Source organism: Lelliottia sp. CFBP8978 (assembly GCF_034046055.2).
Classification (GTDB): Bacteria; Pseudomonadota; Gammaproteobacteria; order Enterobacterales; family Enterobacteriaceae; genus Enterobacter.
In genome coordinates this window covers 1,094,910-1,118,722 of sequence record NZ_CM188253.1, presented here as the reverse complement: position 1 = coordinate 1,118,722, position 23,813 = coordinate 1,094,910, and the positions used below count along the sequence as shown (strand labels likewise).

Sequence of the window (23,813 nt, the reverse complement as noted above, 5' to 3'; positions counted from 1 at the left end):
ATCCGGGCAATCCCCTCTCCCATTGGGTGAGGGTAAAAAGACGACTCAGGACGATCCCCTCTCCCATTGGGTGAGTGTAAAAAGACGGCGCCGGACGATCCCCTCTCCCATTGGGAGAGGGTTAGGGTGAGGGGTAAAACCTCAACGATCCCAGTAAGACTCTTCCAGGCTGTCTTCCCGCTCCGGCAAACCACGCGTCAGGCGCGGTGAATGCTGATTCAGCACCTGATAACTCACGCGGTTTGCGTATTTACACACCTGCGCCAGTGACGAATAGGTCAGCCAGTTAAACTTGTGCTTGCTGGAATTAGGCACGTTGGTTTTGTGGTAGGCATTAGCGGTAATGTCGTGCAGCAGAGCCGCCAGCGCGCCGTCGCCTGCGCCGTTGGTGTTCATGATCTTCTCCGGGCCGCCCATATAGGGCGCGATGTGGGAGAAAATACGCAGCGGCGTCTGGCAATCTTTATGGCGCATCGCGCGGCTGAACTCGTACTGGTTAAACTCGGCAATCGCGCCCGGCAATAACGGATGCTGAGTTTTACGTTTGCTCTCTTCTTCCGTAAAGCCAGCCATATACAGCCCTACCGGACCCGCGGTGCAAAGCACCAGGTCAACCCAGTCCAGCGCTTTATCGGATGCCAGCAGCGGATCGCTTTCGCCGGTCAGCGCTTCGGCTTCCTCTTCGTTCATCGCCAGAATCGACACGTGTTCTTTCAGAAACGCCTGCCACCATTCCGGATTGTCGGCGATCACAAACTTGGTTCCCAGCGTCAGTACCACCGGCACATTGTACTTTTTCGCATATTCTACCGCCTTCATGGTGGCTTCCGGCATCGGTTCACCGGGCTTACAGCGCACCAGGTAGGAGGTCAGCACCAGCGCCGATGCACCGGCGATCACCGCTTCCGGAATGCTCTCGGCGCGCAGTTTATTCATATGACCAGGGCTGATGGCAAACGTACGCTCACCGGAGTCGCTAATCAGCGTGAAGCAGCGACCAATCGCCCCCTCGACCCCTTGCAGGTAATTTAAATCGGTTCTGCTGGAGGTATTGCACAGATAACGATAGGCGTAGCCGCCAATTTCAATGTTGCTGCACATCACGCCCAGCAGGACAGAGCGGTCGTCAGCCAGAACAGAATAGTTGTGCATGGTATTGCCGATGGTGCCACCGGCAAACTGATGGGTGATGAGATTTTCACGCACCAGCTCCTGATACAGCGCCTCGGCGACATCGTCTTCGATAACCAGCGAATGCCCGGAACTTAGCCCATAACGTGCGACAAACGCATCATCCACTTTGGCTTCAATATCCACCAGCGTCTGATCGATACCCACTACCCACGCAGCGTTGGTTTCATTGACGGGCTGAATTTGTTGCAGCAGTGGATCGCGGGCGTTGACGGGAAAGTAGTGCTTGGATTTACGTTTACCGGGAAATTTCATGGTCTGGGCTATGAGTGGCTATTGGGCCGGAAATGGTAGCACAAACCCGGCCCTGTGCGCGATTAGCGGCTTGTTGTCACTAACGATGCCATCATCTCAATATGATCCGCAGAATCATTAAGCGCAGGAATGTATTCATACTTTGTGCCACCCGCTTCAAGGAAAAACTCCCGGTTCTGCACCGCGATCTCCTCCAGCGTCTCCAGACAGTCCGCTGAAAAGCCCGGCGACATAACCTGAACATGCCTGACGCCCTTTTCACCCAGCATTTTCAGCGTTTCATCGGTGTACGGTGTCAGCCAGGGTTCGCGTCCAAAGCGCGACTGGAAAGTCATCATCACTTTTTCCGGCGGCAGTCCGAGGGCTGAAACCAGCTCACGCGTGGTGTCGCGGCAGCGCTGAGGATAATCATCGCCCTGATCGGCATAGCGCTGTGGAATACCATGATAAGAGAGCAACAGCAGATCCGGCTCACCATGTTTTTCGAACGATGCGCGCGCACTGTTCACCAGCGCGGCGATATACCGTTCGTTGTCGGCGTAGTCGCGAATAAAAGTCACGCCCGGAATACGCCGACGCGTCGCGAGGATACGCGCCAGTTCGTCCCAGACCGCCGCGACGGTCGAGCAGGAGTATTGCGGATACAGCGCCAGGACCACGATATGATCAACGCCCTGCGACAAAAGATTGTCTACGGCACTTTCCAGCGAAGGTTTACCGTAGCTCATCCCCAGCGCAACGGGCATATCGGGTAAACGGGCCGCCAGTGCCTTCTCCTGACGGCGGCTATACACCATCAGCGGAGAGCCTTCTTCCATCCATACCGACTGATAAAGTTTCGCCACGCGAGGAGAACGAATCGGCAGAATGACACCGCGCAGCAGCGGCCACCACAGCAATTTTGGGGTATCCACCACGCGGGAGTCGCTTAAAAACTGTCGCAGGTAACGTTTTACTGCCGCGGGGGTGGGTGCTTCTGGAGTGCCCAGATTGGCAAGCAAGATGCCGGTTTTTGCCTGACTCATTCACGCCTCTTAACCATTTGAATAGTTGCTAATTGTAGCGGAAAAGCGGGTAGACGGAACCAATTACAGTGAAAGGTGGGATGAGAATTTTTCTCACCCGGAGGGCTCCGGGTGAGAGAGATGCGATTAGCCGAGGATTTTTTCCAGCTCAGCACGCACATCAGCGACGGCTTTGGTGCCGTCGACTTTAGCGTATTGGGTGTTACCCGCCTGCGCTTCTTTCGAGTAGTAGCCAATCAGCGGTGCCGTCATCTGATGGTATTCCACCAGGCGCTTACGCACGGTCTCTTCCTGATCGTCTTTACGGGTGGTCAGCTCTTCGCCGGTCACGTCGTCTTTGCCTTCCACTTTTGGTGGATTGAATTTGATGTGGTAAACGCGGCCAGAGGCAGCGTGTACGCGACGACCAATGATACGGTCAACGATCAGCTCGTCCGGTACGTCAAACTCCAGCACGAAATCAACCTTGATACCCGCTTCTTTCATGGCGTCAGCCTGAGGGATGGTGCGCGGGAAGCCGTCCAGCAAGAAACCATTACGGCAATCTTCCTGAGAGATGCGTTCTTTGACCAGCGCGATAACCAGCTCGTCAGTCACCAGCTTGCCTGCATCCATAATGTCTTTCGCTTGTTTGCCCAGCTCGGAGCCAGATTTAACAGCGGCACGCAGCATGTCACCGGTAGAGATTTGCGGAATACCGTATTTCTCCATGATGAACTGAGCCTGAGTTCCTTTACCCGCGCCCGGAGCGCCAAGCAGAATAATACGCATTGCGAAAATCCCCTCAAAAGTTGGTTCAATATTTCAAAAAGCGCTAAACAATACCATCAGAATGGGTATGGCTCAAGGAAGGCGGGACGGCTGAAACGGTTAACGGGGGAGATTATTTGGGTTAGTGCGGTGTGAAGTCCCCTCACCCTGCCCTCTCCCCAAAGGGGAGAGGGTGAAAACCGTACCGGGCGATCCCCTCACCTGACGAGGAAGAGGGGGAAAACCGCACCGGGCGGTCCCCTAACCTGACGAGGGAGAAGGTGAAAACCGCACCGGGCGGTCCCCTAACCTGACAAGGAAGAGGGTGAAAACCGCACCGGGCGATCCCCTAACCTGACAAGGAAGAGGGTGAAAACCGCACCGGGCGATCCCCTAACCTGACAAGGAAGAGGGTGAAACCGCACCGGGCGGTCCCCTAACCTGACGAGGAAGAGGGTGAAACCGCACCGGGCGGTCCCCTAACCTGACAAGGAAGAGGGTGAAAACCGCACCGGGCGATCCCCTAACCTGACAAGGAAGAGGGTGAAACCGCACCGGGCGGTCCCCTAACCTGACGAGGAAGAGGGTGAAACCGCACCGGGCGGTCCCCTAACCTGACGAGGAAGAGGGGGAAAACCGCACCGGGCGGTCCCCTAACCTGACGAGGGAGAAGGTGAAAACCGCACCGGGCGATCCCCTAACCTGACGAGGGAGAAGGTGAAAACCGCACCGGGCGATCCCCTCTCCCCTTTGGGGAGAGGGTTAGGGTGAGGGGTGAGGGGTGAGGCTAATTACGCCATTAACAGCGCATTCACACGTTTGATGAACAGGTTTGGATCTTCCAGCGTGCCGCGCTCGGCCAGCAGGGATTGATCCAGCAGCAGCTCAACCCACTCGTTAAACTGCGTTTCGTCCTGGGTGTCCGCCGCGCGTTTGACCAGAGGATGATCCGGGTTCAGTTCAAAAATGTATTTCACTTCAGGAATGGCCTGGCCCGCCGCGGCGAACAGTTTCGCCATCTGAGTCCCCATTTCATCCGCATCGGTGGTGACAATCGCCGGAGTATCGGTCAGACGATGCGTGAAGCGCACCTCTTTCACGCGATCGCCCAGCAGAGTTTTCACACGCTCAACGAAGGGTTCCAGCGCCTTTTCCGCTTCTTTCGCCGTTTCGTCTACTTCATCAGCCAACTTGTCGATAGATTCGTCAGCTTTCGCCACGGACTGGAATGATTTACCGTCGAACTCGGTCAGGTAGTTCATCATCCACTCATCAATGCGGTCGGAGAGCAGCAGGACTTCGATGCCCTTCTTGCGCAGCAGTTCCAGATGTGGGCTGCTCTTCGCTGCAGCGTAGCTATCAGCGGTGATGTAGTAGATCTTCTCCTGGCCCTCTTTCATGCGGGACACATACTCTTCGAGAGACACCGTCTGTTCGGAAGAGTCGGTGTGCGTAGAGGCGAAGCGCAGCAGTTTGGCAATCGCTTCCACGTTGGAAGAATCTTCCGCCGGGCCTTCTTTCAGCACCAGGCCGAACTGTTTCCAGAAGGTCTGGTATTTCTCCGCGTCGTCTTTCGCCAGTTTTTCCAGCATCTGCAGAGAGCGTTTGGTCAGCGCGTTACGCAGGTTACGCGTCACGGTGCTGTCCTGCAGGATTTCACGGGAGACGTTCAGCGGCAGATCGTTGGAATCTATCAGGCCACGCACAAAGCGCAGGTAGTTCGGCATGAACTGCTCGGCGTCATCCATGATGAACACGCGCTGCACATACAGCTTCAGGCCGTGCTTGTGATCGCGGTTCCACATGTCCCACGGAGCCTGCGCCGGGATATACAGCAGGCTGGTGTACTCCTGCTTACCTTCCACACGGTTGTGGCTCCAGGTCAGCGGATCGGTAAAGTCGTGGGCGATATGCTTGTAGAATTCGTTGTATTCGTCGTCTTTGATTTCAGACTTGTTACGCGTCCACAGGGCCTGGGCTTTGTTGATCTTTTCCCAGGAAACAACGGTTTCGCCGTCCACTTCTTCGGTTTTTTCGATCTCAACCGGCAGGGCGATGTGGTCGGAGTATTTGCCGATGATGGAACGCACGCGCCAGTCGTTGAGGAAATCGTCTTCCCCTTCGCGCAGATGCAGGGTGATCTCGGTCCCGCGATCGGCTTTGGTAATATCATCAACGGTGTATTCGCCTTCGCCGTGAGATTCCCAGAACACGCCATTTTCGGCGCTGTCGCCTGCCGCACGCGTACGCACAGTCACTTTGTCAGCCACGATAAAGGCGGAATAGAAGCCTACGCCAAACTGACCAATCAGTTGACTGTCTTTCGCCTGATCGGAACCCATAGATTCGAGGAAGGATTTGGTGCCTGATTTCGCAATCGTACCGAGGTGGTCGATAACGTCATCACGGTTCATACCAATACCGTTATCGGCAATGGTCAGGGTGCGGTTTTCTTTGTCAAAAGAGACGCGCACGCGCAGCTCGCCGTCGCCTTCATACAGATCCGGGTTGGACAGCGCGCGAAAACGCAGTTTGTCCGCCGCATCCGAGGCGTTCGAGATTAACTCGCGCAGGAAGATTTCTTTATTGGAATACAGGGAATGGATCATCAGGTGCAGAAGCTGTTTTACTTCTGACTGGAAACCACGGGTTTCTTGTCCTTTCATCTAGATCGACCTCAACAATGCCATTTAATGGGGTTTATACACGTTGAGAGTGAAATGGGGATAGAGGGAGAGAATTTCAAGCGGAGGCCACGATTGCAGCCTCCGACTGGTCAGAAAATAAGCTTGTGACGTCCCGCCAGAGAATGCGACAGCGTAGTGCCGTCCACCATCTCCAGCTCACCGCCAACCGGTACGCCGTGGGCGATTCGACTGGCCTGCACGCCATACTGCGCGCACAGTTCACCGATATAGTTTGCGGTCGCTTCGCCTTCCACCGTTGGGTTGGTGGCAAGGATCACTTCATTGAGCGTCTCAGACTCCAGACGCTGTTCGAGGCGATCAAGGCCGATATCATCCGGACCAATACCGTCCAGCGGAGAGAGATGCCCCATCAGCACGAAATAGCGGCCTGAAAATTGCCCGGTTTGCTCAATGGCGTAGATGTCCGCCGGACTCTCCACCACGCAAATCTGGCCGTTTTCCTGGCGACGCGGATTCGAGCAGATGTTGCACACGTCTTGCTCGGTAAATGTGCGGCAATCCGCACAGTGACCAATTTCTGACATGGCGCGGGTGAGTGCCTGCGCCAGGCGCATCCCGCCGCTGCGGTCGCGCTGTAACAGCGTAAACGCCATGCGCTGTGCTGATTTCGGGCCAACGCCCGGTAAACAGCGCAGCGCTTCCATTAACTGCGTGAGCAGCGGACTGGTTTGCATCAGAATGGCATCTTAAAGCCTGGCGGCAGTTGCATGCCGCTGGAGACTGACGCCATTTTTTCTTTCTGGGTTTCGTCGATACGGCGCGCTGCGTCGTTAAACGCCGCCGCAACCAGATCTTCCAGCATGTCTTTGTCGTCTTCGAGCAGGCTTGGGTCGATTTCCACGCGACGGCAGTTATGCGCGCCGTTAATGGTCACTTTAACCAGACCCGCACCGGATTCGCCAGTGACTTCCAGCTGTGCGATCTCTTCCTGCATTTTCTGCATTTTGTCTTGCATCTGCTGGGCCTGTTTCATCAGGTTACCCAGACCGCCTTTACCACCAAACATAGGCTTCTCTCTTAAGTAGTCACGTTAAGGACAACGACCATGAGTCAGACTCACGGTCAAATGGGACGGATACTCTCTTCATCCAGATCGGCGTCGAAGAATCGGCGCAAGGTCTGAATGTTGTTATCCGCAATAATCGACTCGCGCGCCTGCGCAAGTTTCTCTTCATAAATAGCCTGACGCCACTCCAGCGGCGTGCGCATCGCCGGATTATCATCTTCAATGATAGTCAATTCAACCGGTACGCCGCGCAAGGTCGTCAGCGCTTCCGTCAGCGCTTTTTGCGCCGCCGGGGAGTTCAGATGACGCTGCCCCGGACGCAGATGCAGGCGGACAAGATGACCTTCCTGCTCTTTCCACGCGTTAAGGGCAACCTGTTCGACCAGCTTTGGCAACCGCAGCTGGCTGACCTCAGCGGCCCAGGCGTCACGTTCAAGAGACTCTTCAGCCAGCTTCGCCGACAGCTCCGGCGTTTTCTCGTGCTCAAGCGCTTTCTTCAGCGCCTTAGGCGTTGCCACCTCCACCTTAACCTCTTCGGTGACGGCAGTGGTTTTCCAGCGATAAGCCTCTTTTTTCGCCGGGGCTTTTTGTTCGAGCGCCGACGGCGATGGACGCGCCTGAACGCGCTCCGTTACCGATGCCAGTCGTTCGAGTGCGGCGTTGTTAACCGGCCGCGCTCTTGCTGGCGCTGCCGGTTCACTCTTTTTTGGTTTGGTTGCTCCCTGCGCACGCTGTAGCTGACTACGGGCGGCGAGCACCGAACTGGTGGCATCCGGCAGCGGTACATCCGGTCCAGGCGGCGGTGCGGCGTGTTGCGGCACCGGAGGCGGCGTCATGACCGCCGTCGGTGCAACAGGAGCAAAAGATTGCCGTGGCACTTCGGGCTCTGGCAACGGCATCCGGGGATGGAACGCCAGCGCGCGCAGTAGCGTCATCTCGACGCCCATACGACGGTCTGGCGCGAACGGTAACTCTTTGCGGCCAATCAGCAGCGTCTGGTAATAGAGCTGTACATCCGCGGGCGGAACGGTGCGGGCAAGCTCACGCATCCGCTGCTCGATGGCGGCCATATCGGCGCCGATAGCTGAAGGCGAGAGCTGCAACATCGCGACACGATGCAGCAGAGCCAGCATCTCCACCAGCAGCGCTTCCCACTCAACGCCGCGAGATGCCGCGACATTCAGCAACGACATCGCGCGCTCACCGTTGGCGTCGATGATCGCTTCGATCAACGACAAAGCCTGGTCGTCATCCAGCGTTCCCAGCATCGTGCTGACCGCTTCGGTCGACAGTTTACCGTCACCGCTGGCAATCGCCTGATCGGTCAGGCTTAACGCGTCACGCAGGCTGCCGTCCGCAGCGCGGGCCAACAATTGCAGCGCGCGTGCTTCGTGGGTGATCTGCTCTTCATCGAGAATATGTTCAAGCTGTGCCCGGATCTGCTCAACGTCCAGCGCCTTCAAATGGAACTGGAGACAGCGTGACAGAATCGTCACCGGCAGCTTTTGCGGATCGGTGGTCGCCAACAGGAATTTAACGTGCGATGGCGGTTCTTCCAGCGTTTTCAACAGCGCATTGAAGCTGTGGCGCGAGAGCATGTGAACTTCATCGATCAGATAGACCTTGAAGCGGCCACGCGCCGGGGCATATTGCACGTTATCCAGCAGATCGCGAGTGTCTTCGACCTTGGTGCGCGATGCGGCGTCGATTTCAATCAGATCGACAAAACGCCCCTGCTCGATTTCACGACAGTTATCACAAACGCCGCACGGGGTGGCGGTGATGCCGGTTTCGCAGTTGAGGCCTTTTGCCAGCAAACGGGCAATAGAGGTTTTACCGACGCCGCGCGTGCCGGAGAAAAGATACGCGTGATGGATGCGTCCTAGCGATAAACCGTTCGCCAGGGCGGTCAGCACATGTTCCTGGCCGACTACGTCAGCAAAGGTTTGGGGTCGCCACTTTCGGGCTAACACCTGATAACTCATGGGCAGGCTCTGCAACGCTGGAAGGTGGATATTCAGGGGGGTAATGCTAACACAACCTCACCCTTTGGGCGAGGTTGCGGGAAGAGGGATTAATGACCCGGGAAAGGCACCAGGCTATAGCTGGTGATGCCCTGTTTTTCCAGGCGCTGTTCGCCACCGAGATCGAACAGATTGATGATGAAGGCCGCGTCGGTCACTTCGCCACCGAGGCGACGAATCAGCTTAACCGTCGCTTCAATCGTGCCGCCGGTCGCCAGCAGATCGTCTACCACCAGCACTTTGTCGCCGGGTTGAATCGCATCAACGTGAATTTCCAGCTGATCGGTGCCGTACTCCAGCTCATAGCTCTCAGCAATGGTTTCACGCGGGAGTTTGCGCGGCTTACGCACGGGCACAAAACCGACGCCCATCGCCAGCGCAACCGGTGCGCCAAACAAGAAGCCACGCGCTTCGGTGCCTACTACTTTGGTGATCCCGGCGTTTTTATAGCGCTCGACCAGCAATTCAATGCTGAGAGCGTACGCTTTCGGGTCTTCCAGCAAGCTGGTGACATCACGGAAAAGAATGCCAGGTTTTGGATAATCCTGGATGCTTTTGATGCTGTTTTTCAGATATTCAAGCTGCTGCGCAGTCGCGGTCATAAATGTATGCCTGGTTAAAAACGGTGTTACTCACGGCGCGCAAAAAAGGATAGTCAAGGTAACAACTGATTAACCTTTGACCAGGCGCACCTGTGCTCGAAAACGGTCGAATTTACTGGCTGCCGGGGATAATTGCAACCACCATCATTGCACATCAGTGCTTTTGTTGCTTTTCATCAACGACGGGAATTCGCCACATAAAGAAAAGCAGACAACAGAGGATAACCAGCAGCAGGATGCGCACCCACATCATTTTCACCAGCCATAATGAAATAGCGAAGGTCGCAAGTGTCAGGACAATGGCGCGAGGCTTTGCCCCAGGCGGCATCGCCCGGTATTGTTGCCAGTGGCGCAGATAGCCGCCAAACCATGAGCGATGGAGCAGCCAGTGGTGAAAGCGCGGCGATGAGCGGGCAAAGCACCAGGCAGCCAGCAAAATAAAAGGCGTGGTAGGCAGTAAAGGCAAAATAACCCCGAGGGTGCCAAGCACTACCGCGAGCCAGCCAATGATGATTAAAATAGTACGCTGCATAATGCGAATCGTTATCAAACTGAACGGCTACTTTACCACTGGAGAGCGTATTGAAAACAGCCTTGCTTTTAGAGACCCTGCAAAATCAGCTGATAGCACTGCGTTCGCAGGCGTCGCCGTTGATGCAGCATGCGACGCTGAAACCGCGCTTTGACCGGCAGTTATTTCGTACCCGCAGTACGCTGATTAAAGATTACCTCGATGAAGCTCAACGCAATCTTGATGAACTGAACCACGCCGTGAAGCAAAGCAGGCAGGAGCAGGTCGCCTGGCTGGCTGAACATTTGATCGAGCAGATGACCGCACTGCACCGTGAAATCACCGCATGGCCGCTGCGCGCCTGGGACAGCCCATCGGCGGGCATGGAAAAATGGCAGCGTAAACGTCTGGAGCATCAGGAATTTGAACGTCGTCTCTTTGAGATGAAACAGGCGCGCGAACAGCAACTCAGCACCAGCGAAACGCTGGAAGAGCAGCAACGTTTACTGCGCGAAGTTTCTGCCCTGGAAGGACGACTCACCCGCTGCCGTCAGGCGCTGGATAAGATAGAGCGAGTGATTGCGCGCATCACTCGCTAAAAGGAGAACAACATGTCGCTGGAAAATGCCCCCGACGAGGTCAAGCTGGCCGTCGATCTGATTATGCTGCTGGAAAACCATGATCTGCCGGCGGAGACGGTTTTGAAAGCACTGGAGATTGTCAGACGAGATTTTGAAGGGAAACGACCCTCACCCCTGCCCTCTCCCTGAAAGGGAGAGGGGGGAGCTTGCTCCCGTGCGGTCCTCTTCCCATAGGGGAGACGGTTTGAAAGCGCTGGAGATTGTCAGACGAAATTTTGAAGGGTAACGACCCTCACCCCTGCCCTCTCCCTGAAAGGGAGAGGGGGAGCTTGCTCCAGCGCGGTCCCCCTCCCCATAGGGAAGATGGTGCTGATAGCGCTGGTGCTAAAAGCGCTGGAGATTGTCAGGCGGGATTTTGAAGGGAAACGACCCTCACCCCTGCCCTCTCCCTGAAAGGGAGAGGGGGAGCTTGCTCCAGCGCGGCCCCCTCCCTAAAAGGCAGAGGGGGAGCTTGCTCCTGTGCGGTCACTTCCCCATAGGGAAGACGGGGAAAATCGTCACTTCGCTCCAGTACAGTCCCCTCTCCCCGTTGGGGAGAGGGTTAGGGTGAGGGGAAAATCACGCAGGTGTTGGATCGTCACCTTTAATCTCGCGCTTCACTTCAGTATGCTCATCACCCTTTTCATTGCGCAGGTGAACTTCAAGCTGATTGAAGGCGATATTGATATTGTTTTCCCGGCACAGACGGTCGATGGTGCGGTTCAGTTCGTCTACCGCATAGCTGCGATCGCGCAGTTCACGCACATATAAACGCAGTTCATGATCCAGCGTGCTGGCACCAAAGGTGGTGAAGAACACCGATGGCGCCGGATCGTGCATCACTTTTGGATGTTCCGTTGCCGCCCGCAGCAGCACCTCTTTCACTTTGTCCAGATCAGAGCCATACGCCACGCCGAGACGGATCACCACGCGGGTGATGGTATCGGAGAGCGACCAGTTGATCAGGCGCTCGGTGACAAACGCTTTGTTCGGAATGATCACCTCTTTACGGTCAAAGTCGGTGATCGTCGTCGCACGAATACGGATCTTGCTGACCGTCCCGGAGAACGTACCGATGGTGACGGTATCGCCGATACGTACCGGGCGTTCGAACAGAATGATCAGACCAGAGACGAAGTTACCGAAAATTTCCTGCAACCCAAAGCCCAGACCAACCGAGAGTGCCGCTGCCAGCCATTGGAGTTTATCCCACGAGACTCCCAGCGAACCGAAGACAGTCATCGCCCCCGCCACCAGAATCACATAGTTAAGAATAGTAGTGATGGCGTAAGACGAGCCCTGGCGCATATTGAGGCGCGAAAGGACCAGCACTTCCAGCAGGCCCGGTAAGTTGCGAATCAGCGCCCAGGCCACAATTGACGAGACCAGCGCAAACAGCAGGCTGCCCATGGTCACGCTTTTCATTACCGCCGCACCGGCCTCAGTGCCGTTGTATTGCCACAACGTAATGCTGTCGAGATAGGCAAACACGGTGATCAAATCTGACCAAATCGCCCAGAACATCACCCCAAACAGGGCGATCATTACCAGCATGGTGATACGCAGCGTTTGCTGGTTGACCTGCTCCAGCGCGATAGTCGGTTCTTCCTGCGGCTCCGCCCCTTCAGCCCCCTCTTTCACCATATTCTGACGACGCGCCAGTGCGCGGCGATAGGCAATACGGCGCGCCGCAACGCTCAGACCGCGCAGCACCGTCTGATACAGCAGGTTCCAGAGGATCACCAGGTAGACGGTTTCAATCCAGCGGCCCGACAGGCGCAGCGTGGTATAGAAGTAGCCCGTTGCGGTAAGCACCATCAGCGCCAGCGGGATAATCGCCAGTACCGTGACGGTGATCAGACGGATATTGTGCGACTCTTTGTCGCGCCAGCTGTCCCGGCACATCGGCCACATCAGAATGGCGATCAGCAACAGGTTGAGGAAAATCGCCAGTTGCCCCAGTACATCGTCCATCAGATGCAGCGGAGAAAGCTCTGCCACCACCGACCAGAAATGTAAAGGCAGCAACGCCAGGCTGACGCGAACAATTTGCCGACGCCAGTGGCTGGTCAGCTGCTCGGGCATGTTGAAGTGACGAACCGCAACGCCGTCTTTTTCGAGCACTTTCCAGCATAGGCCGAACACCAGCCAGAACAACGCCAGTTTTTTGCTGAACGCCCACAACAGATCGCTGATATTAAGCTGCATCGTGAGCAAAATCAGACCCGCCGCGAGAATCAACAAACACACCGGCAACGCGCGGATCAGATCGATAAGAATCGCTTTTGGCGTATGGAGCTGGCTGTCGTTACGCAGTTGGCCCACTTCCTGGGCGAGCTTCGCCTGATACTTTTTAAGCCAGCCCAGACGCCAGCGAATCAGCCCCGCTATCAGCAGCAGCGGCAGACCCGCAAGAAACGCAATCATCACCGCAGGCCAGGCTTTTTCCCAGTTCACGGTAATTTTCATTCCCTGAATCTGAGACTTCAGCGTTTCAGGGAAAGATTTAATCCAGTCCCAGTCCATTGGTTTGTTGCTGTTTACCCAGAAGATTTGCTGAGTCAGGATCTCCTGCAGGCTTTTCGACACGCTGACCAGCTGTTGCTGGTTGATTTGCAGATTGATCGCCATCATCAGCTGATTGCCGAGCTGTTTATTCAGCTGATCCAGCAGTTCGCGGCGCATATCGACAACCTGCAGCAGCGCATCGTGTACTTCATCATTCACTTCACTGGAATGCCCCTCTTCCACTTTGGCGACAAAAGCATCGCTCTGGAAAAGCGCATCGCGCTGCTGGTTGATTTCAAACTGTTCCAGACGCAAATCCGCGATGCGGTTAGTCATGTCTTCCAGTTCGTCGGCAGAGGGCAGCGTCTGCTGTTGCTGATACAGAATGCGTGACAACAACAGGCTTCCCTTCAGCACCGCAATCTGTTCTTTAATATTACGCTCCGCCTGCAGGGCGCGATCCAGCCAGTTTTTCACTTTAATATTTTGCTGAACCAGCGAGTTACCGCTTTCTGTCGCCTGAATCAGACGCTGACTGAGCCGATGATTGACGTCCAGCTCCTGCTTGACCAGCGGATTGGCCTGGATGCGGGTCGTTTCATCCGGCGATACCGCTTCCTGCGCCGTTTTCTCGGTCAAGGTCAGGCGCTTGCTGTTGACCGCTTCCTGTAACAGCTGGAGCTGATGCTCCAGGCGATTAATATTGGCGGTGACATAATCTCGTTGCTTTTGCAGGGTATCCTGCAAAACGGTGTTACCTTCGAGACTCTTACGCTGCTGGTCGATCTGCGCGTTAAGCAGCATTTGCTGAGCCAGCAGCAGCGTTTGCTGAGACGGACGTAACGCCCCCTCTCCCAGCGTCGTGCCATTCAGGCGGTTACGGATCTGCTGAAGCTGTTGAGAGGCCGTATACATCGCATTCTGGACGCGCTCCGGCTGCGTTTGCAGGGAGACCAACTGGCTGTTGTAAGTGGAGAGATCGCTCTGCCCGGTTTGCAGATCGTCGAGCACCTGCGTCATCCGGGACTCAAGCTGGCGCAGTGAGAGCGTGGCCAGAGTTTTACGCGTTTCGTCATCGTTATCGAGATCGCTCAGGGCACTGAGCGCGGCGGTCGCCTGACGCATTTTCTCCGGAGCTTCGGCGACTTTCTGCCGAAGCTGGGTGGTTTCGGTCTTTACACGCTCAATTTTATCCAGCGTTTCGAGCGTTTCCGTCAGATCGCCCAGAACCAGCTTATCTTGCGGCGTGGGATTTTTTTGTTTGTTCAGGCTGTCGAGCTGAGACTGAACATCCGCCCGTGTCGGCACATCGCTGCCATTATCAGCACGGGCATAGACGGTCGGGGCCGTAGCAAACAAAAAAATCACGGCGAAAAACAAGACAAAAACAGAGTATTGCGAGCGAATGTAGTGCAGCATAGTGATGAATGTGATGTGAGAGATGAGCGGAAATAACCTGGCGCGAAGAATATCACGCCAGACAATGGCAGAATAGCGCGAAGGCGAGCCTCGAGGATAATTCTCGGTGCGATCAGGCCGGAAGGGAGTGAGGGTCACCGCGCAGCGTCGGGCAGAGCTGGCACATCTCCAGCAAAATGGCGACATAACTGCGCGCCTCCTGCTTCAGGTCGAAAGACTGCGGAGCAAAAAGCCAGTTTTCCATCAGGCCAGAAATGTAGCTGCGCATCAAAATGGCTGTCCGGCGAGTCAGCAGATTAGCCGGCAACATCTGCGCCTGGATACATTGATTAAGGGTTTGTTCGATGCGGTCATAGCTTTCGACGCAAAGACTTCTTTGCGCCTGTTGCACAATCGCCATTTCACCGACAAACTCACATTTATGGAAGATGATTTCCATCATCAGGCGGCGCCGTTCTTCAAGGACTATCGCCTCAAGCACATGCACCAAAATTTCTCTCAAAACTGAGAGTGGATCGTCAGGGAATTTTGCCCGATACTCAGTCTCAAGATCGGTAATACTGGATTCTGACAACTCCCAGATTTCGCTGAACAAGTCTGACTTATTTTTGAAATGCCAGTAAATCGCTCCCCGCGTGACGCCTGCGGCCTGAGCAATCTGCGCCAGAGAGGTTGAGGAAACCCCCTGCTGCGAGAAAAGTCGCATCGCAACATCCAGAATGTGTTGACGTGTTTCAAGCGCTTGTTGTTTGGTTTTTCGTGCCATACGTCAATGAATTTACAGGAGTCAGATTTACATACATTTATGAATGTATGTACCATAGCACGACGATAATATAAACGCAGCAATGGGTTTGCGGACTTTTGATCCATTGATCAATTTGAAATCGGACACTCGAGGTTTACATATGAACAAAAACAGAGGGTTAACGCCTCTGGCGATCGTTCTGATGCTCTCAGGCGGCATAGCGCTTACAGGATGTGATGAGAAACAGGCTCAGCAAGGAGCACAGCAGATGCCAGAAGTTGGTGTCGTCACGCTGAAAACTGAACCTCTCCAAATCACCACAGAATTACCAGGCCGTACAAGTGCTTACCGCATTGCGGAAGTTCGTCCTCAGGTGAGCGGTATTATCCTGAAACGTAACTTCAAAGAGGGTGGTGATGTTGAAGCGGGTGTTTCTCTGTATCAGATTGATCCGGCAACCTATCAGGCCGCTTACGAAAGTGCGAAAGGGGATCTGGCTAAAGCCGAAGCGGCAGCCAAAATCTCTCAGCTGACACTGAACCGCTATAAAAAACTGCTCGGTACGCAATACATCAGCCAACAGGATTACGACACGGCGCTGGCCGATTCTCAACAGAGCAACGCTGCGGTTGTCGCTGCGAAAGCCGCCGTTGAGACAGCACGTATCAATCTGGCGTATACCAAAGTGACCTCTCCTATTAGCGGTCGCATTGGTAAATCAAGCGTTACCGAAGGGGCGCTGGTCCAGAACGGGCAAGCCAATGCGCTGGCAACCGTGCAGCAGCTTGATCCGATCTACGTGGATGTCACGCAGTCCAGCAACGATTTCTTGCGTCTGAAGCAAGAGCTGGCGAGCGGTGCGCTGAAGCAAGAAAACGGTAAAGCAAAAGTGGAACTGGTGACCAGCGATGGTATTAAGTTCCCGCAAGCTGGCGCGCTGGAATTCTCTGACGTGACCGTCGATCAAACCACCGGTTCTATCACCTTACGTGCCATCTTCCCTAACCCGGATCATACGCTGTTGCCAGGTATGTTCGTGCGTGCTCGTCTGGAAGAAGGGACGAACCCAACCGCGCTTCTGGTTCCGCAGCAGGGCGTAACGCGTACGCCGCGCGGTGATGCCAGCGCGCTGGTTGTGGGTGCGGATGACAAAGTCGAGACGCGTCAAATCACTGCATCGCAGGCGATTGGCGACAAATGGCTGGTGACCGAAGGGTTGAAAGATGGCGATCGCGTGATTGTCACTGGTTTGCAAAAAGTACGTCCTGGCGCGCAGGTGAAAGCCCAGGAAGTCAAATCTGACGATAAACAACAAGCCGCAGCCGGTGGCCAGTCAGAACAAACCAAGTCTTAACTTAAACAGGAGCCGTTAAGACATGCCTAATTTCTTTATCGATCGCCCCATATTTGCATGGGTGATCGCCATCATCATCATGCTTGCAGGGGGACTGGCGATCCTGAAGCTGCCTGTTGCGCAATATCCAACGATTGCGCCACCAGCCGTTTCGATCACCGCAACCTACCCCGGCGCTGATGCCAAAACGGTGCAGGACACCGTGACGCAGGTTATCGAACAGAACATGAACGGTATCGATAACCTGATGTACATGTCCTCCAACAGTGACTCAACCGGTACGGTTCAGATCACGCTGACCTTCGAGTCTGGTACGGATGCGGATATCGCGCAGGTACAGGTGCAGAACAAACTGCAGCTGGCGATGCCGTTACTGCCGCAAGAAGTACAGCAGCAGGGTGTGAGCGTGGAGAAATCCTCCAGTAGCTTCCTGATGGTTGTCGGCGTCATCAACACCAATGGCACCATGACGCAGGAGGATATTTCCGACTACGTGGGCGCTAACATGAAGGACGCCATCAGTCGTACTTCAGGTGTGGGTGATGTGCAGCTGTTTGGTTCTCAGTATGCGATGCGTATCTGGATGGACCCGAACAAACTGAACAACTTCCAGCTGACGCCTGTTGACGTGATTAGCGCCATTAAAGCGCAGAACGCCCAGGTCGCAGCCGGTCAGCTAGGCGGTACACCGCCGGTGAAAGGGCAGCAGTTGAACGCCTCTATCATCGCGCAAACCCGTCTGACCTCCGCCGATGAGTTCAGTAAAATTCTGCTGAAAGTGAATCAGGATGGTTCACAGGTTCGCCTGCGCGACGTGGCGAAGGTTGAACTGGGCGGTGAAAACTACGACATCGTGGCGAAGTTTAACGGTCAGCCAGCTTCCGGTCTGGGGATTAAACTGGCAACCGGTGCGAACGCGCTGGATACCGCTACGGCCATTCGTGCTGAACTGAAGAAAATGGAGCCGTTCTTCCCGTCAGGCCTGAAAATTGTTTACCCGTATGACACCACGCCGTTCGTGAAAATCTCGATTCACGAAGTGGTAAAAACGCTGGTTGAAGCCATCATCCTGGTGTTCCTGGTCATGTACCTGTTCCTGCAAAACTTCCGCGCGACGTTGATTCCGACTATCGCCGTACCGGTTGTTCTGTTAGGGACCTTTGCCATCCTTGCGATATTCGGCTTCTCGATAAACACCCTGACGATGTTCGGTATGGTGCTTGCGATAGGCCTTCTCGTGGATGATGCCATCGTGGTGGTCGAAAACGTCGAACGTGTGATGGCCGAAGAAGGGCTACCGCCGAAAGAAGCGACGCGTAAATCCATGGGCCAGATCCAGGGCGCGTTGGTGGGTATCGCGATGGTTCTGTCTGCGGTATTTATTCCGATGGCCTTCTTCGGTGGCTCTACCGGTGCGATTTACCGTCAGTTCTCAATAACGATCGTTTCCGCTATGGCCCTGTCGGTCCTTGTGGCATTGATCCTGACGCCAGCGCTGTGCGCCACCATGCTGAAACCGGTGGCAAAAGGCGATCACGGTGAGAACAAGAAAGGGTTCTTCGGCTGGTTCAACCGCATGTTTGATAAGAGCACGCACCACTACACCGACAGCGTAGGCAACATCCTGCGCAGCACCGGCCGTTACCTGCTGCTGTATATCATCATCGTTGTTGGGATGGCGTTCCTGTTCATTCGCCTGCCAAGTTCGTTCCTGCCAGATGAAGATCAGGGCGTGTTCCTGACGATGGCTCAGCTTCCTGCTGGTGCATCGCAAGAACGTACCCAGAAAGTGCTGGATGAAGTGACGGATTACTACCTCACCAAAGAGAAAGCGAACGTTGAATCGGTGTTTGCGGTTAACGGCTTTGGCTTTGCGGGTCGTGGTCAGAACACCGGTATCGCCTTCGTCTCGTTGAAAGACTGGGCCGATCGTCCAGGCGATGAGAACAAGGTTGAAGCCATCACTGGCCGTGCGATGGGAACCTTCTCGCAGATTAAAGATGCGATGGTCTTCGCCTTTAACCTGCCAGCGATCGTCGAACTGGGTACCGCAACCGGCTTTGACTTCCAGCTGATCGACCAGGGCGGTTTGGGTCACGAAAAACTGACTCAGGCGCGTAACCAGCTGTTTGGTGAAGTGGCTAAACACCCCGATCTTCTGGTGGGTGTGCGTCCTAACGGTCTGGAAGATACGCCACAGTACAAGATCGATATTGATCAGGAAAAAGCACAGGCGCTGGGCGTTTCTATTAGTGACATCAATACCACACTGGGCGCAGCCTGGGGCGGTAGTTACGTCAACGACTTCATCGACCGCGGTCGCGTGAAGAAAGTGTACGTGATGTCTGAAGCGCAATACCGTATGTTGCCGAACGATATCAATAACTGGTATGTGCGCGGTAGCGATGGTCAGATGGTGCCGTTCTCCGCCTTCTCAACGTCACGCTGGGAATACGGTTCGCCGCGTCTGGAACGTTACAACGGCCTGCCATCAATGGAAATTCTCGGTCAGGCGGCTCCAGGCAGAAGTACCGGTGAAGCCATGAATCTGATGGAAGAGCTGGCGGCTAAACTGCCATCGGGAATCGGCTATGACTGGACGGGGATGTCCTATCAGGAACGTCTGTCCGGTAACCAGGCTCCTGCCCTGTACGCCATTTCGTTAATCGTGGTGTTCCTGTGTCTGGCGGCATTGTATGAGAGCTGGTCAATTCCGTTCTCGGTTATGCTGGTTGTTCCGTTGGGTGTTATCGGCGCGCTGCTTGCGGCGACGTTCCGAGGTCTGACGAACGACGTTTACTTCCAGGTGGGCCTGCTGACAACCATTGGCTTGTCGGCGAAGAACGCGATACTTATCGTGGAATTCGCCAAAGATCTGATGGATAAAGAAGGCAAAGGGCTGATTGAGGCGACGCTGGAAGCGGTCCGTATGCGTCTGCGTCCAATCCTGATGACCTCCCTGGCGTTTATCCTCGGGGTTATGCCACTGGTTATCAGTACCGGTGCAGGCTCTGGCGCGCAAAACGCCGTCGGTACAGGTGTAATGGGCGGGATGGTGACCGCAACCGTACTGGCGATCTTCTTCGTTCCGGTGTTCTTCGTGGTGGTTCGCCGCCGCTTCAGCCGTAAGAATGAAGATGTGGAGCATAACCACTCAGTTGAACATCACTGATACCGGTTATCCCTTTAAAAAGGCCGCGACAGCGGCCTTTTTCTTTATCTGAAAAAAGTCATAAATTACGCTTATTGTCGGTTCATTTATTTCTGTCAGGGTATTAAGGCGTATCCTATTTATCATGTCCGTTAAACAATGAGTCGACTCTTTTTTATTTCGTCTCTGTGATGACTTTATTAAGATTATTCCTGGCGATTGGCACCACAATGAACGAAGGGCTATCTGGATTTCATTCGCAAGATTATCGGGTAAGCTGATGAATCTTAAGGTAGCGGCAAAATGCCAGTCTTGAAAAAGACAAAAATATCTTCGCTATTGTTCGACAATGCCATCAGGTGTGTAACCGGGCTTTTTAATTGTAATTTTTCGTAATAGCGCGGTGAAATCTTGATCAGAGTGGATTATAGTTAAAGACATCAGGAAAACAGCACGCGTTACGGCTAAGTAAGTTGTATCCATCCCGACATTGATGCTCGGTGAGTAAAAAATCACTCAAAAGGGGATGCGCTATGGACGAGTACTCGCCAAAAAGGCATGATATTGCGCAGTTGAAATTTCTCTGCGAATCCTTGTACCATGACTGCCTTGCCAATCTTGATGAAAGCAACCATGGCTGGGTAAATGATCCGACCTCTGCAATCAATTTACAGCTAAATGAACTCATTGAGCATATAGCGACCTTCGCACTTAATTATAAAATTAAGTACAATGAAGATAATAAACTGATTGAGCAACTTGATGAATATCTGGATGACACCTTTATGTTGTTCAGCAGCTACGGCATTAACACACAGGACTTGCAAAAATGGCGTAAATCGGGAAACCGGCTATTCCGTTGTTTCGTCAACGTGAGTCGAGCTAACCCGGTCAGTCATTCGTGTTAAAATTATTACAATTACTAGGGTGAATTTATGTCTGATAAACCATTAACCAAAACAGATTATTTGATGCGCTTGAGACGCTGCCAGTCACTGGACACACTGGAGCGTGTTATTGAGAAAAATAAATACGAGCTACCGGATCATGAATTGGCTGTATTTTATTCAGCGGCCGACCATCGTCTTGCCGAGCTAACAATGAATAAGCTTTACGACAAAATCCCAACGTCTGTGTGGAAATTTGTCCGTTAATTCTTAGCAATTTGTATTAAAAGTTGTCACGCCACGTTCTTACGCTGAATTCATCTTTCAATACACGATTCCTGTATGAAAACAGGCCCGCCGTTTATACGTGCATTCGACGACATTGTTGTGATTATGATCACATCAGCAAATCGGGAACGTTCCCTTTCCGGGTGAGGTTCTTTACGCTATTGCGCAGAATCTATACCAGAGAGGCATCCTATGAGTGAAGAAAAGCAGAAAATGATTGCGGGTGAACTTTACCGCCCATCAGACGAGACCTTGCGGGCAGACCGCCTGCGCGCACGTCATCTTGTTCACCGCTATAACCACACAGAACCCGATGCAAAAGCCGAACGGCGCACTATTCTGACCGAACTACTGGGCCATGCCGGCGACGCGTACATCGAACCCAGCTTCCGCTGTGATTACGGCTATAACATCTTTCTCGGGAAAGGGTTTTACGCCAATTTCGACTGCGTCGTGCTGGACGTGTGCCCTGTCCATATCGGCGATAACTGTATGCTGGCACCGGGCGTTCATATTTATACCGCGACGCATCCTTTAGATGCGACAGAACGCAACAGCGGCGCCGAACTGGGTAAACCGGTGACTATCGGTCATAATGTCTGGATTGGTGGCCGTGCGGTGATAAACCCTGGGGTGACGATTGGAGACAACGTCGTCGTGGCCTCCGGAGCCGTTGTCACCAAAGATGTGCCAGCGAACGTTGTTGTTGGCGGAAACCCGGCAAAGATCATTAAAACGCTCTGAACTGAAAATGAGTAACTGTTATGGTTTTTCAGCGCATAACTGTTACTTCTTTCAACCAAAGCGCTCCCCTAAAATAGGCAGATCCCCTGTATTTTGCATAATTCATGAAGGTTATAAATGACAGAGATACAGCGCCTGCTTACTGAAACCATCGACGATCTTAATTCCCGCGAAAAGCGCGACAATCGCCCGCGCTTCAGCATCAGCTTTATTCGTAAACATCCCGGCTTATTTTTAGCGATGTATGCCGCACTGCTGGCGACGCTTACCGTCATGCTGCTGTCAGAAACGCTGATTGACTCGGTCTGGTTACTGGTCGTTTTATTTGTCGTGTTTAACGGCTTCTTCTTCTTCGACGTGAATCCGCGTTATCGCTACGAAGATATTGATGTGCTCGATTTCCGCGTTTGCTATAACGGCGAGTGGTATAACACGCGCTATGTTCCACCGGAGCTTATCGACAACATTTTGCGCTCACCCGCCGTGGAAGAAGAGCAGAAAGCCAAACTGCAGAAAATGGTCTCCACCAAGGGCGAACTGTCGTTCTACGACGTCTTTACCCTTTCCCGCCCTGCCACTGCGTAATAAGACTCTGCAAGCGCCTGATGCCGGGCGCAAATTGCGACGCTGGGGTATTTCCATACCCCAGCACCAGACCGGTTTGCCCCTGCTGCTCATCCAGGTAATATCCGCTTAGCGCCGCGGGGGCAAGATGATATTGCCTTGCCTGCTGCGCCACCCACTTATCATCAATGCCATCAATCGCTACGGTCAGGTGCATCCCCCCTTCTCCGGCCAGCACCCGATGCGCGACATGCAGTTCGGCATGAAGTGCGTCACGCAACTCTCTGTAGCGCTTGCGATACAGTCGTCGCATGGCGGCCAGGTGCCGCGCATAGTGTCCCTCTTCAATAAACAACGCCAGCGTGCGCTGCTCCGCGCGATGTCCACCTCGCAGAAGCGCCCCCATCACCGGCTGTGCAGCGCGGGCGAGCGCCTGCGGCAGCACCATAAATCCGGTTCGCAGCGAGGGGAACAGCGTTTTACTGAACGTACCTAAATAGACCACGGGCGCATTTTTCTGCATCCCCATCATGGCGGGCACAAGTTCGCCGCTATAGCGAAACTCACTGTCATAATCATCTTCAATAATCCACGCATTATGCTGACGAGCAAACTCCAGCAACGCCAGCCGCCGGTTGATACTTAACACGCTCCCGTAGGGAAACTGATGCGAAGGCGAGGTGAAAATAAGCGCTGGTGAGTGCTCACCGTTTATCTCCAGACGCAGGCCTTCTTCATCGACAGGCATGCCGACCATCCTCAGTCCGGATTTCATAAACGCGCTTTTCGCCCCCGCGTAACCCGGATTCTCAATCCAGACGGTATCCCCGGTTTCACTCAGTAGCTGGGTACATAAGCTCACACCTTCCAGCGCCCCTTCGGTGATCACAATCTGGCTGGCGTCGCAGTGAATACCACGGGAGAGCGCCAGGTGACGGGCAATCGCTTTGCGCAGCGACAACTCCCCCGCCGGGGAGCCATAACCCAGCAACGCGCTGCCCTCTTCGCGCAACACCCTGTCGTATAGACGCCTCCACAGCGGCAACGGGAAATAATTAATCGCAGGCGTTCCGGGGGTGAACGCGGGCACCGGCGTTTCTCGCGCGGTGGGGGGAGGAAGTTGCGACACACGCTGCGCTAACCTCACCTCCAGCGCGTGAGACGACGGCCCGGGTTCGCCTTTTTCCTGGAGGGCAACACGCGTGCCCTGTCGGTTACGGTGCAAATAACCTTCCAGCGTCAGCTGTTCCAGCGCGGCATTGACCGTATTGCGGGAGATCGCCAGTTGTCCGGCAATGATACGGGAACCGGGTAAACGACTCTCCGCCTGCAATCGGCCATCGAGAATGGCGGCTCGCAAAGCGAGATAAAGCGAGCGCTGCAGCGTCTGCGCCCCGCGTCGTTGCAGCCCATCACTGATTAATGCGTAAAAATCATCGCCAGGAATATTCATCTTCA

General features: G+C 54.4%; 20 protein-coding genes and 1 other annotated feature. Of the genes, 8 read left to right on the top strand and 12 right to left on the bottom strand.

Annotated features, from left to right (window positions below; genetic code table 11):
* Positions 1-141 precede the first annotated feature (141 nt).
* The 9 genes from SOM82_RS05180 to SOM82_RS05140 form a co-directional block, all read right to left on the bottom strand.
* Entirely contained in the window at positions 142-1,446 is a 1,305-nt protein-coding gene (locus SOM82_RS05180) for an inosine/guanosine kinase (protein ID WP_154127684.1), read from the bottom strand.
* Between the two features lie 62 nt (positions 1,447-1,508).
* A complete protein-coding gene (gene hemH / locus SOM82_RS05175) occupies positions 1,509-2,471 on the bottom strand; it encodes a ferrochelatase (protein ID WP_154127683.1) in 963 nt (320 codons plus the stop codon).
* Between the two features lie 126 nt (positions 2,472-2,597).
* Positions 2,598-3,242 carry an adenylate kinase gene (adk, locus tag SOM82_RS05170; protein ID WP_154127682.1) on the bottom strand — a complete coding sequence of 215 codons (645 nt, stop codon included), beginning with the start codon at positions 3,240-3,242 and terminating at the stop codon, positions 2,598-2,600.
* A gap of 770 nt (positions 3,243-4,012) precedes the next feature.
* Entirely contained in the window at positions 4,013-5,887 is a 1,875-nt protein-coding gene (htpG, locus tag SOM82_RS05165) for a molecular chaperone HtpG (RefSeq protein ID WP_154127681.1), read from the bottom strand.
* 110 nt (positions 5,888-5,997) lie between these two features.
* Positions 5,998-6,603: a recombination mediator RecR gene (recR, locus tag SOM82_RS05160; protein WP_154127680.1), complete on the bottom strand. Its 606-nt coding sequence runs from the start codon at positions 6,601-6,603 to the stop codon at positions 5,998-6,000.
* Positions 6,603-6,935, bottom strand: a complete 333-nt coding sequence (locus SOM82_RS05155; RefSeq protein ID WP_052283815.1) for a YbaB/EbfC family nucleoid-associated protein — start codon at positions 6,933-6,935, stop codon at positions 6,603-6,605. The genes recR and SOM82_RS05155 overlap by 1 nt, the downstream gene beginning before the upstream one ends.
* Before the next feature lie 56 nt (positions 6,936-6,991).
* Positions 6,992-8,920 (bottom strand): DNA polymerase III subunit gamma/tau, encoded by a 1,929-nt coding sequence (gene dnaX / locus SOM82_RS05150; protein WP_320460152.1) that lies wholly within the window; start codon positions 8,918-8,920, stop codon positions 6,992-6,994.
* Positions 7,598-7,662 (bottom strand) — a sequence feature (DnaX frameshifting element). It overlaps the preceding gene by 65 nt.
* Before the next feature lie 89 nt (positions 8,921-9,009).
* Positions 9,010-9,561, bottom strand: coding sequence for an adenine phosphoribosyltransferase (gene apt / locus SOM82_RS05145; RefSeq protein WP_154127678.1), 552 nt, complete (start codon positions 9,559-9,561; stop codon positions 9,010-9,012).
* Between the two features lie 154 nt (positions 9,562-9,715).
* On the bottom strand, positions 9,716-10,093 hold the full coding sequence (locus tag SOM82_RS05140; RefSeq protein ID WP_320460153.1) for a DUF454 family protein: 378 nt from the start codon (positions 10,091-10,093) through the stop codon (positions 9,716-9,718).
* A gap of 50 nt (positions 10,094-10,143) precedes the next feature.
* Between SOM82_RS05140 and priC the strand changes: the two genes are divergently transcribed.
* Positions 10,144-10,671 (top strand): primosomal replication protein N'', encoded by a 528-nt coding sequence (gene priC / locus SOM82_RS05135; protein WP_320460154.1) that lies wholly within the window; start codon positions 10,144-10,146, stop codon positions 10,669-10,671.
* Between the two features lie 12 nt (positions 10,672-10,683).
* Positions 10,684-10,842: a pleiotropic regulatory protein RsmS gene (gene rsmS, locus SOM82_RS05130; protein WP_154127675.1), complete on the top strand. Its 159-nt coding sequence runs from the start codon at positions 10,684-10,686 to the stop codon at positions 10,840-10,842.
* Between the two features lie 429 nt (positions 10,843-11,271).
* Here the strand turns inward: rsmS and mscK are convergent, their stop codons facing one another.
* Together mscK and acrR are read right to left on the bottom strand one after the other, a co-directional pair.
* Entirely contained in the window at positions 11,272-14,619 is a 3,348-nt protein-coding gene (gene mscK / locus SOM82_RS05125; RefSeq protein WP_414672114.1) for a mechanosensitive channel MscK, read from the bottom strand.
* A 112-nt stretch (positions 14,620-14,731) separates the two neighbouring features.
* Positions 14,732-15,385: a multidrug efflux transporter transcriptional repressor AcrR gene (gene acrR / locus SOM82_RS05120; RefSeq protein WP_154127674.1), complete on the bottom strand. Its 654-nt coding sequence runs from the start codon at positions 15,383-15,385 to the stop codon at positions 14,732-14,734.
* A 142-nt stretch (positions 15,386-15,527) separates the two neighbouring features.
* On the opposite strand from acrR, the gene acrA reads away from it, so the two are divergent.
* From acrA to SOM82_RS05090, 6 genes are all read left to right on the top strand, one after another.
* Positions 15,528-16,721, top strand: a complete 1,194-nt coding sequence (gene acrA, locus SOM82_RS05115; protein ID WP_320460155.1) for a multidrug efflux RND transporter periplasmic adaptor subunit AcrA — start codon at positions 15,528-15,530, stop codon at positions 16,719-16,721.
* Positions 16,722-16,743: 22 nt separating this feature from the next.
* Entirely contained in the window at positions 16,744-19,893 is a 3,150-nt protein-coding gene (gene acrB, locus SOM82_RS05110) for a multidrug efflux RND transporter permease subunit AcrB (RefSeq protein WP_154127672.1), read from the top strand.
* 512 nt (positions 19,894-20,405) lie between these two features.
* Complete coding sequence (tomB, locus tag SOM82_RS05105) at positions 20,406-20,780, top strand: Hha toxicity modulator TomB (RefSeq protein WP_154127671.1); 375 nt, start codon at positions 20,406-20,408, stop codon at positions 20,778-20,780.
* A 27-nt stretch (positions 20,781-20,807) separates the two neighbouring features.
* Entirely contained in the window at positions 20,808-21,026 is a 219-nt protein-coding gene (hha, locus tag SOM82_RS05100) for a hemolysin expression-modulating protein Hha (RefSeq protein ID WP_154127670.1), read from the top strand.
* Positions 21,027-21,239: 213 nt separating this feature from the next.
* Positions 21,240-21,791: a maltose O-acetyltransferase gene (gene maa / locus SOM82_RS05095; protein WP_154127669.1), complete on the top strand. Its 552-nt coding sequence runs from the start codon at positions 21,240-21,242 to the stop codon at positions 21,789-21,791.
* A gap of 117 nt (positions 21,792-21,908) precedes the next feature.
* A complete protein-coding gene (locus SOM82_RS05090) occupies positions 21,909-22,376 on the top strand; it encodes a YlaC family protein (protein WP_154127668.1) in 468 nt (155 codons plus the stop codon).
* Here SOM82_RS05090 and pdxR read toward each other — a convergent pair.
* Positions 22,348-23,808 carry a MocR-like pyridoxine biosynthesis transcription factor PdxR gene (gene pdxR / locus SOM82_RS05085; protein WP_320460156.1) on the bottom strand — a complete coding sequence of 487 codons (1,461 nt, stop codon included), beginning with the start codon at positions 23,806-23,808 and terminating at the stop codon, positions 22,348-22,350. The genes SOM82_RS05090 and pdxR overlap by 29 nt on opposite strands.
* Positions 23,809-23,813: the final 5 nt, after the last annotated feature.

Excerpts from the sequence above, each read along its gene's own strand:
- SOM82_RS05180 (WP_154127684.1), bottom strand. The coding sequence starts at position 1,446 with ATGAAATTTCCCGGTAAACGTAAATCCAAGCACTACTTTCCCGTCAAC.
- hemH (WP_154127683.1), bottom strand. The coding sequence starts at position 2,471 with ATGAGTCAGGCAAAAACCGGCATCTTGCTTGCCAATCTGGGCACTCCA.
- adk (WP_154127682.1), bottom strand. The coding sequence starts at position 3,242 with ATGCGTATTATTCTGCTTGGCGCTCCGGGCGCGGGTAAAGGAACTCAG.
- htpG (WP_154127681.1), bottom strand. The coding sequence starts at position 5,887 with ATGAAAGGACAAGAAACCCGTGGTTTCCAGTCAGAAGTAAAACAGCTT.
- recR (WP_154127680.1), bottom strand. The coding sequence starts at position 6,603 with ATGCAAACCAGTCCGCTGCTCACGCAGTTAATGGAAGCGCTGCGCTGT.
- SOM82_RS05155 (WP_052283815.1), bottom strand. The coding sequence starts at position 6,935 with ATGTTTGGTGGTAAAGGCGGTCTGGGTAACCTGATGAAACAGGCCCAG.
- dnaX (WP_320460152.1), bottom strand. The coding sequence starts at position 8,920 with ATGAGTTATCAGGTGTTAGCCCGAAAGTGGCGACCCCAAACCTTTGCT.
- apt (WP_154127678.1), bottom strand. The coding sequence starts at position 9,561 with ATGACCGCGACTGCGCAGCAGCTTGAATATCTGAAAAACAGCATCAAA.
- SOM82_RS05140 (WP_320460153.1), bottom strand. The coding sequence starts at position 10,093 with ATGCAGCGTACTATTTTAATCATCATTGGCTGGCTCGCGGTAGTGCTT.
- rsmS (WP_154127675.1), top strand. The coding sequence starts at position 10,684 with ATGTCGCTGGAAAATGCCCCCGACGAGGTCAAGCTGGCCGTCGATCTG.
- mscK (WP_414672114.1), bottom strand. The coding sequence starts at position 14,619 with ATGCTGCACTACATTCGCTCGCAATACTCTGTTTTTGTCTTGTTTTTC.
- acrR (WP_154127674.1), bottom strand. The coding sequence starts at position 15,385 with ATGGCACGAAAAACCAAACAACAAGCGCTTGAAACACGTCAACACATT.
- acrA (WP_320460155.1), top strand. The coding sequence starts at position 15,528 with ATGAACAAAAACAGAGGGTTAACGCCTCTGGCGATCGTTCTGATGCTC.
- acrB (WP_154127672.1), top strand. The coding sequence starts at position 16,744 with ATGCCTAATTTCTTTATCGATCGCCCCATATTTGCATGGGTGATCGCC.
- tomB (WP_154127671.1), top strand. The coding sequence starts at position 20,406 with ATGGACGAGTACTCGCCAAAAAGGCATGATATTGCGCAGTTGAAATTT.
- hha (WP_154127670.1), top strand. The coding sequence starts at position 20,808 with ATGTCTGATAAACCATTAACCAAAACAGATTATTTGATGCGCTTGAGA.
- maa (WP_154127669.1), top strand. The coding sequence starts at position 21,240 with ATGAGTGAAGAAAAGCAGAAAATGATTGCGGGTGAACTTTACCGCCCA.
- SOM82_RS05090 (WP_154127668.1), top strand. The coding sequence starts at position 21,909 with ATGACAGAGATACAGCGCCTGCTTACTGAAACCATCGACGATCTTAAT.
- pdxR (WP_320460156.1), bottom strand. The coding sequence starts at position 23,808 with ATGAATATTCCTGGCGATGATTTTTACGCATTAATCAGTGATGGGCTG.